The following is a 17,026-nucleotide window of genomic DNA, read 5'->3' as shown; positions in this document are numbered from 1 at the left end:
TCCTATCGTCAGACTATCGCTACCGCTTTGAACTTGCACACATCGAAGCAGACGCCGCATTTGATGCAGGTTGCCTTATCGATGACATACGGTTCCTTCACTTTGCCGGAAATCGCATCGCTAGGGCATTTCCGGGCACAGAGACTGCAGCCGCGGCACAGCTCAGCATCGATTTCATAGGAGATCAGGGATTTGCAGACACCGGCCGGACATTTGCTGTCCGTAATATGAGCCATATATTCATCACGGAAATATTTAATGGTCGACAATACCGGGTTGGGGGCAGTCTGCCCTAACGCACACAGAGAGGCGTTCTTAATCTGCAGCGACAGCTGCTCCAAATTCTCGAGATCCTCCATCGTCCCTTTGCCATCGGTAATCTTATCGAGCATCTCAAGCAGCCGTTTGGTACCGATCCGGCAAGGGGTGCATTTGCCGCATGATTCGTCACGGGTGAAGTCCAGATAGAACCGGGCGACATCCACCATGCAGGTATCTTCATCCATAATGATCATTCCGCCTGAGCCCATCATGGAACCTAGACTGGTCAGTGTATCAAAATCTATGGTGCAGTCCAGATGTTCTTCGGTCAGGCAACCCCCCGACGGCCCTCCCGTTTGAACGGCCTTGAATTTTTTACCGCCGGGAATCCCGCCGCCGATTTCAAAGATGACCTCGCGCAGCGTAATGCCCATCGGAACCTCAACCAGTCCGGTGTTCACGACCTTGCCTCCGAGTGCAAACACCTTGGTCCCCTTCGATTTCTCGGTTCCGATACTTGCGTACCACTCTGCGCCGTTCAGAATAATCTGAGCAATATTAGCAAGCGTTTCCACATTATTGATGATTGTCGGCATCCCCCATAATCCTTCAACAGCCGGGAAGGGAGGCTTAGGTGTCGGCATCCCCCGGTGGCCTTCTATGGAGTGAATCAAAGCGGTTTCCTCTCCGCAGACAAATGCCCCCGCGCCAAGGCGCACATCGATGTTAAAGGTAAAGCCGGTGCCAAAAATGTCATCGCCCAGCAGCCCGTACTCGCGTGCTTGATCCAGTGCTTTGGTAAACCGCTGTACCGCGATAGGATATTCTGCCCGGACATAGATGAACCCCTGGTTCGCACCGATGGCATACCCTGCAATGGCCATCGCCTCGATGACCGAGTGTGGATTGCCTTCCAGGATTGAACGGTCCATGAATGCTCCTGGATCACCCTCGTCGGCATTGCAGATGACATACTTCTGCTGTTTGTTCTGTTTGGCCGCGAACTCCCACTTAAGACCAGTGAGGAATCCGCCGCCGCCGCGTCCCCGCAGCCCGGACTGCTTAACCGTGTCAATCACCTGCTCGCGGCTCATCGTCGTAAGCACCTGGGCAAGCGCTTTGTAACCGTCACTGGCAATGTACTCATCTATGACTTCGGGATCAATGGTACCGCAATTGCGAAGCGCGATCCGCACTTGTTTTTTATAAAAGTCTGTTTCCTCAAAGCTCAGGATTTCCTCACCATGCCGGGTCTTTTCGTATATTTTCTTGTCATAAGGCTTGCCGTTCAGCAAATGCTGTTCCACAAGAGCAGGAATATCCTTCACCTCTACCCGGCTGTAAAAAATGCCCTCCGGATAGACGATCACGACTGGCCCCAGCTCGCAAAGGCCGAAACAGCCCGTTCGCACGACCTCCACCTGACTCTCAATCCCGTGGCTGGATATTTCCTGCTCCAAAGCGGCGATGATGGTATTAGAATCCGAGGATGTGCATCCTGTACCGCCGCACACCATCACTGATCTGAATGTAATAGACTCCCCGGAGGCCCCGGTGATTCTCCGGTTATCCAGACGGCTCTGCGTAAGCGTGCGGATAGCATCAAGATCCGTTAACAGCTTCATGCCAATACCTCCTGTTAAAAATGTGCGTGAATTGCCGGGAATTACTTATACTCATTAATAATTTTCGGCACGGCATTAGGCACTAGGCGTCCATGTACTTTCTCACCGATCGTCATGACAGGGGCGAGTCCGCAGGCTCCCAGACATCGTGTCGCTTCAAGTGTAAATTTGTTGTCCTCTGTCGTTCCTTGCACAGGAACCTTAAGCTCTGTACTGAGCCGGTCCAGCACCGCTTGAGCCCCTTTGATGTAGCAGGCGGTTCCCATGCAGACATGAATCACATGCTCTCCTTTCGGAGTCAGGGAAAAGAAATGATAAAACGAAGCAACCCCATAAATTTCACTTAAGGGCAGATTCAGCTCTTCCGAAACCACCTGGAGCACAGGCTCCGGCAAAAATCCGTATATATCCTGCACTTCATGAAGTACAGGGATCAAAGCACCCTTCATGAGTTTGAACTGCTCGATGGCGTGTTTCACTTTCTCCAACTTCTCATCGGCTTCGGCAATGTCGACGCTTGAGCAGGTTTGTTGGTGTTCCATTTAGGCAGGCTCCCTTCAATCCAGATTAGAGCAGCGCGTTTTCATGTCTGAGCTTCAACCGGTTCCAGCGGCGTTCGATTTCATTCTCAAAATCTTGCAGCAGCTCGGTATCCTTCACCAGATGCTTCGTTTTGCCCATACGTTTCAGCCAGTCAACCGCCGGGATCCGCTTGCCCTTCTCTTCCGGATTATAGGTAATGCGGGTAATGCCCTGTTCAATCTCATACAGCGGGAAGAAGCAGGAATCTACAGCTGCCTTCACCAGCTCATTGCCCTGGTCATCCGGTGTCTTCCAGTTGAGCGGGCAGGCACAGAGGATTTTGCCGTAGGCAGTGCCCACATTATTCGCATACCACTGGGCTTTAGCCGCTTTTTGCAGCAGATCCTGCGGGTTGCTCTCTACACCGGTAAACACGTAAGGAATATTGCAGGCAGCTAGTATTTGCGCGGTGTCTTTATGGTGGCCTTTTTTCCCCTTCTGCGTGGTGCCGACACCGGAGGTGCTGGTCATGTGTCCCATCGGCGTGCTATAGGACAGCTGGGAACCGGTGTTCATATAGCCTTCATTGTCGTATTCCAGAATGATCATTTTATGGTTGCGCAGGGCTGCGCCTACGGTCGCTCCCATCCCGATATCCATACCGCCGTCACCTGAGACCATCACAAAGGTAACGTCATCAGAAACCTGGATTTCTCCGCGCCGCTTCAGCTCATAGAAAGCATCTACCATCCCGGCCAGTGTAGCTGCACCATTCTGGAAGAGGTTGTGCACAAAGGTCTGTTTGTGTGAGGAATACGGGTAGCTTGCCGTGACCACATACGCGCAGCCCGTCTGAAACAGTACGACCATATCACCCTCAATGCCTTTGAAGAACAATTCCAGGGCAGAAAGTGCCCCGCAGCCGGGGCAGGCGCCATGTCCGGGAGCTAAACGGTGAGGCTTCACGGTCAATTGCCGCAGCGGCGGCAGCTTGACTTTGAGCAGGCCTGTTTCTTCGTTTTGGGTCACCTGGATCAGTCCGGTTTTGTAGGCATTGCCATGCATCGGTTCGATTACCGGCGCAAGTGCGTCTTTTTCTTCACCGGGATAATAGCCGTAATAGTCAAAAGGCTTCTCAGCGCTGCCTTGCTCTGCTGCATCGATGGCCAGCTGGAAGAAGGCAGCCGCATCATCCGCATAGAAATCCTTTCCGCCAAGGCCAAAGATCCGCGAGAGAATGATGGTTTTGTTATCCGGATCAATTTGCAGTGCCGAGCGGATTTCATGGGTCAGATTGCCGCCCTGTGCACCATAAGAGTCTGCACGTTCGCCGACAAGCAGGGCTTTGACGTTCTTAAGTGCAGTACGCAGCTCTTCTGCCGGGAATGGCCGGATGATATTCGGCCGGATCAGCCCCGCTTTGATCCCTTTGGCACGCAGCGCGTCGACGGTATCCTTGGCCGTCTCACCTGCAGAATTGAGCAGGAACAAGGCGTATTCAGCATCTTCCATCCGGTACAGATCGAGAACCTTATATTCACGTCCTGACAAAAGCGCATATTCCCGGGCTACTTCACTGTATACTTCGCCGGCCTTTTCAAGCGCTTCAGACAGCTGATAATGGTTGTTGAGCAGGTCATCTCCGCCCATGTGCGCACCGATAGTCACCGGCCGGGACGGATCAGATACATTAGCGTAGGCGTGATTCGGATTCGGGCCTACAAATTGCTGAACTATAGCGTTATCCTTAAAGTACTTTACTTTGCGTTTTTGGTGGGAGGTGAAGAAACCGTCATAAGCTACAATTACCGGCAGCCGGACTTCCGAGTGCTCGGCAATCCTAAGTGCCATAATGTTCATATCGTATACTGCCTGCGGTGTGCTGGCTGTCAGGATGACCCAGCCGGTATTCAGGCCGTAATACAGGTCGGAATGATCGCCGCGGATATCGAGCGGTCCGCTGACCGCGCGGGTAACGAGATTTAGGACCATTGGAAAGCGGGTGCCAGACTGGGTAGGCAGCTGCTCCAGCATGTACAGAAATCCTTGCGAGCTGGTGGCGTTAATAACCCGTGCCCCAGCCATAGCTGCGCCGTAACAGATGCCGGCGGAGCCGTGTTCTCCGTCCGCTGCAACCAGCTGAATATCATGCTGCCCGCGGGCCTTCATCTGATCAAGATATTGCGCCACCTCAGTGGACGGAGTAATAGGGAAATAGCCCATCATATGGTAGTTGATCTGTGCGGCTGCTGTAGCCGCCATTTCATTGCCGGATTCAAAGCATGTGACCTGCTCGGCAGGCACAGCATCAGATAATTTATTTTCACTAACAGCCATTAGTAGGTTCCTCCCTCTTCATTTAACAGAACACTTGGGTAACACGGTTCAGCTCGGCATAGCCGGGTTCTTCGCGGAGGCTGGTCAGCGCATCAGAAGGGCAGGCTTCGACGCATTTCAGGCAGCCTTTACAATATTGATAATCAATGCCCCGCAGAACCTGCTGCAGGCGGCCGCGCTTGTCTTCTGCCGATTCCCATACGAAGCAATAGTCCGGGCAGACATTATCGCAGGCCGCGCAATTGATGCATTTCTCGGCATGAAACTCCGGTAGCAGCCCTGCGCGGGAACCGCCCAGATCCTTGAGTATGCTGTTTCCCTGTGCTGCGATCACTCCGCCTGGCAATTGCGTTTTGTAACCAAGCAAGGATTGTACACGTTTGAAAGGTTTAATCTGCGAGCCTTCCGGTACTTCATACGTTTTGAATTCCACCTCATTGTAGCCCCGGTCGAAAGTGCGGAGGTTGGGCTCCACAAGCTGCGGATATTTCTTCTCGAACGTTCTGCGGATAACGGTACGCATCGCCTCGGGATCGAGGAAATCACAAATACGGAACATCGCACCAAGCATCGCCGTGTTGATCTTGGTTCTCTCCTCAACGGCTATCCCCATGGCATCAATCAGGGCAATTGTCCCGGATTCAATCTTCAGACTTGAACGTACATCATCGAAGTCGCGGGTTGTGTTGACCAGAACCACCCCGTCCGGCTGCAGGCCGCTTGCCACGTTTACAATCTTGTACAGAGCCTCGTGAAAAACCGCGATCAGATGCGGCTCTTCAATCGGACTATGATCTCTGATCTCAATCTCCGGATCACAGAAGCGGACAAAGGTTTTCACGGGAGAGCCTTTTTTCTCAGAGCCATAGGAAGAGAAGTTAGCGGCGTTAAAGCCCAGCTCGAGCGCGCCGGTCTCCGCAAGCATTTTTCCTGCCAGGTTGGCGCCGAGTCCGCCGATGGATTCAAGCCGGATTTCAAAGAAGCCGAGTGCGTTTTTCTTCGTCAAAGTAGACAACTGGTTTCCTCCTTTGTAGTGCTGCTGAATTCTTTATTCCGTAAGTGAAATGTTTCACTTACTTCCTTATAAGAAAGCTCACCTTGCGAGTTCTTCCTTAGATAAGCAGGGAAAATTACAGTGGTCGCCGCGGCTCAGCTCCAGCTTGTATCCGGACACGGCAATCCGCATTTCAATACAACTCCGGCAATGCGCGGGATCATCGCCCATGCAGATTTTATGCTCATAGAGCGCATATTTGCGGCGGACCTTCAGCGGGGACAGAATAGGCATAACGACGTTCGCTCCTGCTGCAATCGCCTTTTCCCGCCCAACCGGATCAAGTGTGCCCATAGCAGTGGTAGCTGGCATTAAAGCATCGGGAACCATTAATCTTGCCATGGCTATCATGACCAGAGTGTCCTCCACTGTTCCGCCGGCAGCCTCTTTAAGCGGTGTTGCACTATGAGGGATAAACGGGCCGATCCCGATCATTTCCGGATGGAACTCTTGCAGAAACAACAAATCTTCGGCAAGATGCTGATAGGTTTGGCCGGGAAGCCCCACCATGAAGCCAGCCCCTACCTGATAGCCGATCTCTTTCAGCACACGCAGGCAGTTCATGCGGTTGTCATACGACATGCCGGGATGCAGCGACTCATAGAGCTGGCGTGAAGCTGCCTCATGCCGCAGCAGATACCGGTCAGCGCCTGCATCATACAAAGCACGATAAAAGGCTTCACTTCGTTCGCCGACTGACAATGTAACAGCCGAATCGGGAAAAAGCCTTTTCAGATTTCTGACAATTGAGACCATCGCTTGCTCTGTAAACCGGAAGTCCTCCCCGCTCTGCAGTACAAACGAACGATATCCAAGCTGATAACCTTCTTCAGCACACTCGAGTATTTCTTCCTCCGTCAGCCTATACCGCTGGGCCAGTGAATTGGATCTACGCAGACCACAATACATACAATCCTGTTTACAGAAGTTGGAGAACTCAATCAAACCGCGGGAGTAAACGCTTTCAGCATAATACTGCTTGCAGGTCTCAGAAGCTAAAAGATATAACCGTTTCTTAAGGTCGGGGGTTAAATGCCGGAGAAACCAGATGATTTCATCTGCTGTGAGCATATGCTGTTCGGACAATTTGCTTAATAGGGCGTCCATCGTACAAGTGCCTCCATCCCTCACGGCAGACCGAAACCAGCCACTCCACTGACTGTGTCCCTTCTGCAAAAGCTTACGCGAGAAGAATTACTCTAGACTATGCAGCACTCTATACTTAAATTCCGGGTTTTGTCTGCTTGTTTTTGATCTTTTTGCGAATTGTTGAAAAGATTATGCATAAGCTCTATACCGATAGGATATTGGGGGAAATTATGCTTTTGACTAAATGGATGGGTATTTAATCTGGGACGAGTTATACTATACTATTTTACAGGAAGAGCGGAACCAAAGAATGGAAGCAACCGGGTAACAGCTATTTGAGGGGACATCTGCTAATCATAATCATTATTTTGGGAGGTATTGACTTTGGATTCTTATTCAATCAGACCAGTTGCTGAGGCAGATACACCTTTTTTAAGGGAAATGCTCTACGAATCTTTATATGTTCCCGAAGGACAACAGCCTTTTAACCGGAACGTCATTAATGAGCCCTTTTTATCCAAGTATGTGGAAGGCTGGGGTAAAGAAGGAGACATGGGATTCATTGCAGTAAATAGCATTGGCTTATCTGTAGGCTCAATTACGGCCCGGTTGTTCACTGAAGACAATAAAGGATTTGGATATGTTCGTCATGATATACCAGAACTAGGCTTGGCTGTAAAGGCTGAATATCGAGGAAGAGGAATTGGTGCAGCGTTGATAAAAACACTTATTGATGAAATGAAAGAAAAGGGCATAAAAGGAGTATCATTAAGTGTAGATCCGGGCAATTTGGGAGCAGTGAGATTATATCAACGATTTGATTTTAAAGAAGTTGGAGTCGTAGGTACATCTATAACTATGGTTACATACCTTTAGATTGATGAACTAACAGGAACGTTTGCTTAATCAAACAGCGGCAGTCTAGGACTTAATTTCGTCCATGGCTGCCGCTGTTTATATCGCTAAGGATGATCTCATTTAGACACGGTTATAAGGTCATTGTATTGGTCAGCCTGCCCAGCTGTTCGATCTCCACGGTCACGACATCGCCAGCATGCAGATATACCTGCTTCTCCGGCGGATAACCGAGTACCACGCCTTCCGGTGTACCTGTCAGAATGATGTCCCCCGGCTCCAGCGTCATATGCTGTGAAATGTAGCTGACAATCTCATCACAATGGAAGATCATATCTGACGTATTCGAAGATTGCCGTACTTCACCGTTAACCGTGCAGGTAATTCTCAAGTTATTCGGATTCCCTATTTCATCCGCTGTAACCAGATACGGACCTACGGGTGCGAACTTATCACAGGTTTTGCCGAGCAGCCACTGCTGGGTACGGAATTGCAAATCACGGGCCGATAGATCATTCGCACAGCAATAGCCGAAGACGTAATCAAGTGCATCCTCTTTACTTACATTATAAGCCTTACGACCAATCACTATGGCCAGCTCAGCCTCATAGTCCACCTGCTGAGAAACCGCTGGTAGCGGCACCTCCTCCTGATGCCCGGCCAGCGCATTGTTAAATTTGCTGAACAGAATCGGCGTCTGCGGGATCGCTGCCTTCGTTTCTTCCGCATGCTTGCGGTAGTTGAGGCCCACGCAGAGGATTTTACCCGGATGGGTCACCGCCGGCCCAAAGGCGAGTCCGGCTTCATCAAGCAGCAAATGGCTGTTGGCCGGGTTACCGTGAGCGAAATCGGTAAGACTAAGCAGCTTATCAAGTACTGCATCTCCGCCTGAAATGGCCTGATGGATATTTAGGTCCGCTAACTCCGTCTGTCCGCTTGCTTCAGCAGCTCCGGCAACGTCTACAATCCCTGCATCCGTATGTATACCCAGCTTATAACCGCCATCCTGCACATAATTGAGCAGCTTCATCGTAAATCTCTCCTCTCAGCTTAGGGAAATCTCGCTTGCTTTTACAAAAATAGCACATCCTCTGACATGTAACTACTCCATCTGCTATCAAAATCCTTACAAGATTTACAGACTAATAGATGATAACATACACAAGGACTTTTGCATGTCATCATTTTGTCTAAGCTCGGAGCGTATCCTACACAGCTACAACAAGGGTGGATAAATCTATCCGCTTTGGCCAGCGCATTGACAGTGGTGAAAAAGCATCGTTAAACTGGACTTACAGGTCAAATATGCGGAGGGCTGCCGGCTATGAAGAAGCTGCTACTTTTTATGCACAAAATCCGCTTTAAAATGTTCGTCATCATCCTTGCCTGTATGCTGACGGTTGCACTATCGATCAGCCTGATTGCCTACGGGTATATTACCGATCTGCTGACCGAAAAACAGATGAGCCAGATGAAATCGTACTCGGACCGGCAATCCGAGCAATTGGAACGGATTCTATCGGATATCCAGGCTCCGCTCGGCCAGCTGGCCGGAAAGCTGTCGGAAACGGACCAGTCGCGGGAAGGTATTACCCGTGTGCTTCAGATGTATCAGTATTCCGTGTATCCTTTTTCCAGAGGCATGTATTTCATTGCCCCGGACTACTCTGTTTATGAAACGGCACAGACTACTGTGCTTCCGGAGTCCCTTGTGGATAAGCTGTTTGCCTCTGCCCGGACCTCCTGGACCTCCCTGCAGACTGCCGGCCCCTACCAGTCCAAGAATAAAGGGCTTGTACTTACGATGGCCGTAACCGTTTACAGAGGAATGGACATCCAGGGCATCTTGGCTGCCGACATCGACCTGCTTGCCCTGAACGAGCTGATCGCCGGTATGAATCCTTCTCCCTCCACCTCCACCCTGCTGTTCAACCCGGAGATCCAGCCGATCCTCAGCTCTGTTAAAGTACGGCAGGATGAATACAGCGGTCTTTTTCCCCAGATCAAAAGCTATCTTCAGCAGGAAGCCGCCGGCGTGCTCCCCTTGTATACAGCGAATGAGGAATTTGTGGCTCTGTTCGGCAGCCCTAATTCGCAGAATTGGCGGCTGGTCAGCTTTGTTGACAAGCAGGACATCCTCGCTCCGGTCACTCAGCTGCGGGTTTATGCCATCTATCTGGTGATCTTTTTTATACTGCTTTCGCTAATTATCTCGTTTTTTTTGGCTCGTTACATTGACGGACCGATCTCCGGCCTGATTCTGCAGATGCGCCGTATTCAAAAAGGTAATTTGGGGCTCCGGGTCCAGCTGAAGCGCAAGGATGAGTTCCGCACGCTGGCAGACTCCTTTAACGTCATGCTGGATCATATCGGGGAGCTGATTGACGACAAGCTGAGAATTGAAAAGATGAAAAAGCAGTACGAATTCCGCGCGCTGCAAGCCCAGATTAACCCGCATTTTCTCTACAATACGCTTAACTCCATTAATGCCTTGGTCGACCTGAAACGGACGGACGAAATCGCCAAGGTGCTGCATGCGCTCGTTAATCTGCTGAATTATTCGATGGGCAAAGGGGAAGCGCTGACTTCGCTGGGCGATGAGCTGCAGGGACTGAAGCATTACGTATATTTGCAGCAAATCCGCTACCAGAACAAATTTGCGGTTACCTTTAAGGTGGATGAAGAAATACTCGATTGTCAAATTCTAAAGCTGACCCTGCAGCCAATTGTGGAAAATGCCATTTTTCACGGAATTAAGGAAAAACGGCGCGGAGACGGGCAGATTACGGTTGGCGGCAGGTTGCACAAATCCAAAATCGTACAGCTCTACATAGAAGACAATGGCACTGGGATCCCAGCCGGGCGGCTTGCCGGACTATTGGAGCCTTCCGACCACGGCTTTCATGCTTCTGAAGAGCTTCCGCGTTACTCGTCAATGGGCCTGCGGAATGTTCATGAGCGGCTGCAGCTGCAATTCGGAGAGGCTTACGGTCTGAAAATTGAAAGCACTGAAGGGCTTGGCACCAAGATTATCATTTCCTTCCCGGCGCTGAGAGGAGGACAGGCAGATGAGCATTAATCCGGTTGTACTGGACAAAATCCGTTGTATCGTAGTAGATGACGAGGCGCTGATCCGCGAGAGGTTCCGTTATGCTTTTCCGCTGGAGGAGCATGGCTTTGAAATTGTCGGGGAAGCGGAGGACGGCGAAGAAGCGCTGGAGCTGTGCCGGCAGCTGAGCCCTGACATTGTCATTACCGATGTGGTAATGCCCCGGATGAACGGACTGGAGCTGACGGAGCAGCTGAAACAGCAGATGCCGCAGGTCAAAGTAATTATTCTGTCCAGCTTTCAGGAATTCGAATTCGCCCGTAAGGCGGTAATGCTTGGTGCGTTAGGTTATCTGCTGAAGGTGACCTCCGGTTATCAAGAGCTGCTGGACATTCTCGTTCAGGCCCGTTCTGAGATCGAAGCCGACCGGGAGAAAATGCTGCTGTCTATTGAGGAACGCAAGCATCTGCAGGACAGCCAGCCGCTGCTGCGCAAACAGCTCATCCATGATATTATGTCCGGGGCTGTGCAGTCCATATCTAAGCTAAATAGTACCTGTGATTTCGTGAACTGGCACAGGCCTGCACCGGCGTATGTACTGGGAATGGTCAGCATAGACCGGTTCACCGCACTCTCCCGGACGTTTCATGCCAAGGACCTCTCCCTGTTCAAGTATGTGATGATGAGGATCATTGAGGAACTTGCGGATGGGAAGCTTTGCTGCAATGTTTACGACTGGGAGCTGCAAAGTATCGGACTGTGGGTTCAGCTGTCCCCATCCTGCGGTGATCAGGAGGAGCTTCAGCTATTCTATGAAAATATTTTGCATCATGCGCGAAAATATTTGCCGTTTACCGTCTCTGTCTGTATAAGCTCAACACACCGCATGGATACCATCCCGCAAACCTGGCCGGCATCGTTAAGCTCGGCTTTCGGCGAATTAGAGGAGCTGAGGGCCGCTCTGTTCTATCACGGGCACGGCGGGCTGCACATTTGCGAGGCCGCATCAGGAGCCGGACAGGAGAACATGCTTGGAGCTGAACCAGCCGCTGCCTTGAATGATCATAACTCATCTTTACCGGAACTACCGGACCCGGTGGAACGGCTTGCCGGCTGGAGTGATCCGTCACAGCTTCAGCGGCTGGTGCATGACGCATACATACGGCCTTTTACCAGGATGCAGCTCCGGCCTGATGAACTGCTTCGCTGGATGGAGGAACTGGCCGTGCGCTGGACTACGGCAGATGCTGATTCCCGCAGCCGTTTTCGCTCTGAGCTCGGCGGCATCGAGACGATCTTCGACGCTGAAGAATTTCTGCTCCGCCTGTTCATGTGGAAGCAGAGTGCCATCCAGCTATCCTTCGACCAGCCTGTGCAGCGCAGCGAAATCCAAAAGGCGCTGGATTACGTCGCCAGACATTACCGGGAGCCGGTCAGTGTAGCGGATATCAGCGAATACACCGCCATCAGCCCGAACTACTTCAGTCATTTGTTCAAGGCGCAGACCGGTATTAACTTCTCCGATTACGTAACCCGCTACAGGATTGAGAAGTCCAAACAGTACCTGCGTGAAACGGATAAGCAGGTCGGCGAAATCGCCGAACAGGTCGGCATCCCTGATTATAAATACTTCGCCCGGATTTTCCGCAGGCTGGTCGGCAAAACCCCCAGCCAGTACCGGGAGGAAGAAGGCTTGCGTACGGGCAAAGTTTAGGGGCAGGAAAAAGGAGTACTCCGCAATGTTTCGGGAATACTCCTTTTTGTTGTTGCTAGGTATTTGCCCGTAACTGCGGCATTAGGCTAAATCAAGGGCATTTTTGCCCTTCATTTGACCGCGACATTCCATACCATATATGCGCCTAGAGTGCATCAGCCGCAACTATCAGCTCGAAGACTGAGCCGGCGGCAAACAATGTGCCGGCCTTCGGCTTGAAGGTCACGGTGGTTACGGCTGCGGTATTCTTCCACCGGCCGCCGTACAAGGCCAGGCGGCCGCTGGCTGCGCCGATCAGTGACAGAATATGCTTATGGCGGTCGGTCTCAGCGTGCCGGATAATGGACAGTGCACCGCAGCCGTATTGGCCGGCCTCTGCCCCACCGCCCGGAATGACTCCGATTTCATTGTCTGTCTGCAGCATCGTCTCATGCGTTCCCTCGATGTTGAGTTCCCCCTTGGCCGATGCCCTGCGGATGGCATAGCTTGCTGCAGAGGTATCATTGTTAAGCTCGATCAGCAGCCGGTCCTCTTCCGCGCTGCTGTTTGTTCTGGCAACCACTACTGCACGGAGGCCGACACTTCCGGCAGGAACCTGAAGCGTGACCGAAGCTTCACCGGAAGCGGAGACAACATGCCGCGCAGCCGGTGTCCCGGACTTGTACGCGCTCATGATTGAACCGGGAAGATAAGATTCTCCGCCCATACCCGGGAAATAATGCAGTCGGGTCAATGCTGCCGTATTCCTTCTCCGGCCGTTCTCCTGGCTGACGGGATAGAAAATATCCTCGTACGCAGCATGCTGGCTTATCCACGGCTTATGGAAATCCGTGCTGCGGTATTCCGGATACATGACCACCAGATTGCCGAAGGATTCCGCTGGAGCTGCTGCTGCTGTTGACCAGCCGACCCGTTTCTCGTTATAAAATTCGTCGATGATTTTAGCATCCGCAATCCCTTCCCCCCCGAAACGCTGAACAGGATAATTTGAAGAGGCGCTATCCTGATTCAGCTCTTGATATACCCGGTCGCCCTGACGGGTAGACACACTATGGCTGGACCGGAGATACATCAGCAGGATCAGATGATTGGCATCCGTTGGCAGCGTGCCGAACGTGAATTTCTTGGACTGCGTATCCGGCAGCCGGTCTGTGGCCAGCAGCGCTTCATCGACTGCATATAAGGTGATGATGGAGCCTGTTGCCCAATGGTTAAACCCGCCGGGTACATTCTGCCATGGCCGAAGTGTAATAGAGTCAACCGCTGCTGTGCTCTCCCAGGCTCCGGCATGACGCTGCAGTCTTGTCTCCAGCGAAGAACCCATACTCTGCCAGAGCTTCAGATTGTCTGTACGGAAGGCAAAGGGAAACAGCAGATAACCGCCTCCATACCCTGCATTTGAAGGAGGGATGTCTACGCCCTGGGCAATATCAGTATTCGTCGTGCTGGTTGTCGTTACCGTAGAACCGGATGCAACGAATTCTCTGCGGTTATAGTGGGCGGCGGTATCACCGTTCAGAATAACCTCACAGAATCTGCGCTCCGTATAGGTCTGGGCAGCATTGACCTCGACAACCAGATGCCGAGTGCCTTCAGGTACGAGTGCTGCCAGAGAACTGAAGGTTACATCAGGCAACGGTGTGCCTTCCACCTTGATTTCAGCTACACGTATTAACGGCAAAGAAGATAGAATACTCATGAATAATCGCTCCTTTGAATATGGAATAGATATTCTATGAACAAAAAGCCTACTACTTCTGCCATTCTCAATTATCAGGTGCAGCAGCGGCCAGCCCCGCTTTAATCTGCCGGGCAATCCAGAAGCTTTCAGCTGGTTTTGCATTAACAGTTCCTGCATCATCTGACAACCCGTCCGGCCACGGTTCATCTGCAATATAGGCGAGAGCAGCATGCTCCGGAATCATTCCAAGGTTCCGGAGTTCCTCAACTGCCGGCAGCATAAGCAGCTCACCTGTACCTGCAGCTTCCCCAGCTTCTGCCGGCCAGCGGACATCCAAATACGCTTCTTCCGGATAATAACCCGGCCGTAGACGCAGATACAGCCGGTTACTGTTAAGGTTCCATTCCATCCAGCTGCCATAAGCCGTTTCATCGGAAAGCCGGAAACCTGTCAATACCGCAGTCAGTGTACCAGGAACGGCCTGCCGGACGACCAGAGATGAATCAGCTTGCCCAATAATCCTGCCGGCAGCAAGCAAGCCTTTGCCGTTCTTATAGGCAATCTCAATCCGGTTCCATCCTTCTGCCTTCTGCTGCTTCAGACAGCGGGCCTCATACAGAACGCTTACCCCGGCATTCTGCAGCAGGCGGTCTGCCGCCAGCTGTACCTTTACCGGCTCCAGTTGCTCGCCGTTCCAAGCCCCTTCTTCCTGCAGCAGGTCAACCAGCTCATGTTCAACACCACCGTCAACCTTTACATTCATTCCACTGAATAAAGTCATCCGGGACTTTGTAACCTCTGTCAGTAAGGCGCTTCCGTCTGCAATCAGCACTACTCTTCTGCCTTGAAGGGCTAAGGCTGCTGCAGAGACAACCGCTGCGGTTCCAGCGCCAATTACCGCTATGTCAAACTCCCCAAGCTGCGGAATCGCCCCTTCTTCGTCCGGGTTACCCGCCATGCTCCAAGGAAGAAGCCGGGTAGCCGCGTTGCGGACATAACCGCGCGGATCGGCTGACGCTGCGGCCGCAGCTCCAGTGTCCTTCCCATGCTCCCCGGTCAAGTCTGCCAGCAGCGCTGCTGCCCTGAGCTCAAGACTCCAGCTTAGCGATTCCGGCCGGTCCCCGTGCATCCGGTAATCACTGCCCGCTTCACCGGATTCCAACCACGCCGCAACAGCTCCGGCAACCTCAATGCGCTCCCCGTCGTTAAGCAATGGACAAACAGCTGACAAGTAATCCAGTAAAAAGGTGCTGTGAACAGTGCCCGGCTGCTCTTTAAGTGCAGCTACAGCCAGAATCACTCCGGCGGTGCTTTTCAGCATGCGCAGCAGAACAAACGATGCAATCCAGAACGGGACGCATTTGGGATGATTGCTGAGCTTATTCATATCCCTGTAGGCAATGCGTTCCAGAAGATATGGAACTGTCTCTTCTCTTCCAAGCATGGCCAGTGTGATAGCAGCACAGAATCTTGCCTCCGGTGTGCCTTCCTTAAGCTTGCTTTCCAGCAATAGGGCGGCCTGACGGTCCTGTGCAGCTGCAGCAGAGCTGCCCAGTAACCAGACTGCCTTCCACCGCTCGTCCGTCTCGAAATAATAGGCAAGCTGTTCGCTAAGAGAAGCGGCGCTCTCCCTTCCCAGCTCCACACCAGCCAGCTCACCGCGCTTAAAGCGCAGATTCCGGCCATGAGTCCGCCGCAGTTCCTCCGCTTCCAGCACTTCCCGTTCCACCAGCCGCTTCTGCAGCCCTGAACGGTCGAGCTCACGCGGTGTACAGCCGGAACGGATACTCATCGCAGCAGCAACCCCTGCGGCCTCGCCAACCTTATGCATATCCTTTTGCATCCGTACGCCCATTCCGACATCACGGTCTACCGAGAGTGCCCGCCCGGCTACCAGCAGATTTCCGAGACCGGCAGGCAAAAGCGCCCCGTATGGAATATCGCACCAGAGCCCCTTCACGAACAGGCCCATCACCGCAATCCACAGCTGGCTGAATTCACTTTCATTCCCTGTGTCGAAGCCGTGATTATCCAGATGGGAATAGCTGCGGCAGATCACCTCCGGTGAAGGCCGGTCTTCAATATAATCCTGCAGGGTAATCGTTGCGTCACCCTCGATCAGACCGCCTTCCCGAACCCCGAGCATGGACGACACGGCAAAATAATGCGCTCCTTGTGTATACCCTTCCCTGACCCATTCCCGGCCGCGGATAAAAGCGCGCGACACATCCCAGGGATCATACGGATCTACCCACCCCGCATCGAGATTGTCATACCCGATCTCACCGTTCAGTACTCTGCGTGGAATGAAGGAGTAATTTTGGTACACGCCGTCGAGCTCCCTGCCGTACCGCAGTCGGCCGCCGGCCATGCGTACCAAATGGGCATTTCCTGTGCTGTCGATGGTTACCCGGGCGCGGATTTCCAGCCGCCCGGCCGGAGTTAACACGCGCACTCCTTCAACATTCTCCTCATCTTTTATGACCTCATAAACTGCTGAGTTCAGGTAGACCCCAATCCCCTTTTCCCGGCATAGGGCGGCAAGCACTACCCGTTTGGCATCCGGATGAAAGCCCTTGGTCTTTCCCCCGAACACTGCGGCTGCTTCTGCGGTACGGCGGTCAATCTCCTCCTGCAGCCCCCCGGGTGACCCGTAGTAATAACGGTGGATACCACCGCGGGTAGCTACTCCGCCGAGTGCAGTATCATTTTCGACCAAAATGACCTTTGCGCCTTCCTCAGCGGCCGCAATTGCCGCCACACAGCCTGCTGTCCCGCCTCCAACCACGAGAACCTCCGCCCGGACGGATTGTGATCGACTCATGCTACACCTCCTGCC

11 protein-coding genes are annotated in these 17,026 nt (G+C 52.4%); 3 read left to right on the top strand and 8 right to left on the bottom strand.

Annotated features, from left to right (window positions below):
- Positions 1 to 8: 8 nt before the first annotated feature.
- The 5 genes from nuoF to hydE form a co-directional block, all read right to left on the bottom strand.
- Complete coding sequence (gene nuoF / locus L6H70_RS03610; RefSeq protein WP_236329852.1) at positions 9 to 1,886, bottom strand: NADH-quinone oxidoreductase subunit NuoF; 1,878 nt, start codon at positions 1,884 to 1,886, stop codon at positions 9 to 11.
- Positions 1,887 to 1,927: 41 nt separating this feature from the next.
- Complete coding sequence (gene nuoE / locus L6H70_RS03605) at positions 1,928 to 2,428, bottom strand: NADH-quinone oxidoreductase subunit NuoE (protein ID WP_236329849.1); 501 nt, start codon at positions 2,426 to 2,428, stop codon at positions 1,928 to 1,930.
- A 25-nt stretch (positions 2,429 to 2,453) separates the two neighbouring features.
- Positions 2,454 to 4,745 (bottom strand): thiamine pyrophosphate-dependent enzyme, encoded by a 2,292-nt coding sequence (locus L6H70_RS03600; RefSeq protein WP_236329847.1) that lies wholly within the window; start codon positions 4,743 to 4,745, stop codon positions 2,454 to 2,456.
- A gap of 22 nt (positions 4,746 to 4,767) precedes the next feature.
- Entirely contained in the window at positions 4,768 to 5,760 is a 993-nt protein-coding gene (locus tag L6H70_RS03595; protein WP_236329844.1) for a 2-oxoacid:acceptor oxidoreductase family protein, read from the bottom strand.
- Positions 5,761 to 5,838: 78 nt separating this feature from the next.
- Complete coding sequence (gene hydE, locus L6H70_RS03590) at positions 5,839 to 6,906, bottom strand: [FeFe] hydrogenase H-cluster radical SAM maturase HydE (protein WP_236329842.1); 1,068 nt, start codon at positions 6,904 to 6,906, stop codon at positions 5,839 to 5,841.
- A 366-nt stretch (positions 6,907 to 7,272) separates the two neighbouring features.
- Between hydE and L6H70_RS03585 the strand changes: the two genes are divergently transcribed.
- On the top strand, positions 7,273 to 7,764 hold the full coding sequence (locus L6H70_RS03585) for a GNAT family N-acetyltransferase (protein WP_236329840.1): 492 nt from the start codon (positions 7,273 to 7,275) through the stop codon (positions 7,762 to 7,764).
- Between the two features lie 112 nt (positions 7,765 to 7,876).
- Here L6H70_RS03585 and L6H70_RS03580 read toward each other — a convergent pair whose 3' ends face one another.
- Entirely contained in the window at positions 7,877 to 8,773 is an 897-nt protein-coding gene (locus L6H70_RS03580; protein WP_236329838.1) for a fumarylacetoacetate hydrolase family protein, read from the bottom strand.
- Positions 8,774 to 9,067: 294 nt separating this feature from the next.
- Between L6H70_RS03580 and L6H70_RS03575 the strand changes: the two genes are divergently transcribed.
- On the top strand, positions 9,068 to 10,822 hold the full coding sequence (locus tag L6H70_RS03575) for a cache domain-containing sensor histidine kinase (RefSeq protein ID WP_236329835.1): 1,755 nt from the start codon (positions 9,068 to 9,070) through the stop codon (positions 10,820 to 10,822).
- A complete protein-coding gene (locus L6H70_RS03570; protein ID WP_236329833.1) occupies positions 10,812 to 12,506 on the top strand; it encodes a response regulator in 1,695 nt (564 codons plus the stop codon). Before L6H70_RS03575 ends, L6H70_RS03570 begins: the two co-directional genes overlap by 11 nt.
- A 145-nt stretch (positions 12,507 to 12,651) precedes the next feature.
- Here the strand turns inward: L6H70_RS03570 and L6H70_RS03565 are convergent, their stop codons facing one another.
- Together L6H70_RS03565 and L6H70_RS03560 are read right to left on the bottom strand one after the other, a co-directional pair.
- The gene (locus L6H70_RS03565) at positions 12,652 to 14,205 is read right to left on the bottom strand and encodes a hypothetical protein (protein WP_236329831.1); all 1,554 of its coding nucleotides are present in this window, start codon (positions 14,203 to 14,205) and stop codon (positions 12,652 to 12,654) included.
- A gap of 67 nt (positions 14,206 to 14,272) precedes the next feature.
- The gene (locus L6H70_RS03560; protein WP_236329828.1) at positions 14,273 to 17,011 is read right to left on the bottom strand and encodes an FAD-dependent oxidoreductase; all 2,739 of its coding nucleotides are present in this window, start codon (positions 17,009 to 17,011) and stop codon (positions 14,273 to 14,275) included.
- Positions 17,012 to 17,026: the final 15 nt, after the last annotated feature.

This window comes from Paenibacillus auburnensis, from assembly GCF_927798115.1.
Classification (GTDB): Bacteria; Bacillota; Bacilli; order Paenibacillales; family Paenibacillaceae; genus Paenibacillus_AQ; species Paenibacillus_AQ auburnensis.
The sequence above is the reverse complement of the archived record's forward strand: the minus strand, read 5'-3'. Positions and strand labels throughout refer to the sequence as shown.

Bases quoted from the DNA above. Each gene is read 5' to 3' on its own strand.
- nuoF (WP_236329852.1), bottom strand. From the start codon at position 1,886: ATGAAGCTGTTAACGGATCTTGATGCTATCCGCACGCTTACGCAGAGC.
- nuoE (WP_236329849.1), bottom strand. From the start codon at position 2,428: ATGGAACACCAACAAACCTGCTCAAGCGTCGACATTGCCGAAGCCGAT.
- L6H70_RS03600 (WP_236329847.1), bottom strand. From the start codon at position 4,745: ATGGCTGTTAGTGAAAATAAATTATCTGATGCTGTGCCTGCCGAGCAG.
- hydE (WP_236329842.1), bottom strand. From the start codon at position 6,906: ATGGACGCCCTATTAAGCAAATTGTCCGAACAGCATATGCTCACAGCA.
- L6H70_RS03580 (WP_236329838.1), bottom strand. From the start codon at position 8,773: ATGAAGCTGCTCAATTATGTGCAGGATGGCGGTTATAAGCTGGGTATA.
- L6H70_RS03575 (WP_236329835.1), top strand. From the start codon at position 9,068: ATGAAGAAGCTGCTACTTTTTATGCACAAAATCCGCTTTAAAATGTTC.
- L6H70_RS03570 (WP_236329833.1), top strand. From the start codon at position 10,812: ATGAGCATTAATCCGGTTGTACTGGACAAAATCCGTTGTATCGTAGTA.
- L6H70_RS03565 (WP_236329831.1), bottom strand. From the start codon at position 14,205: ATGAGTATTCTATCTTCTTTGCCGTTAATACGTGTAGCTGAAATCAAG.
- L6H70_RS03560 (WP_236329828.1), bottom strand. From the start codon at position 17,011: ATGAGTCGATCACAATCCGTCCGGGCGGAGGTTCTCGTGGTTGGAGGC.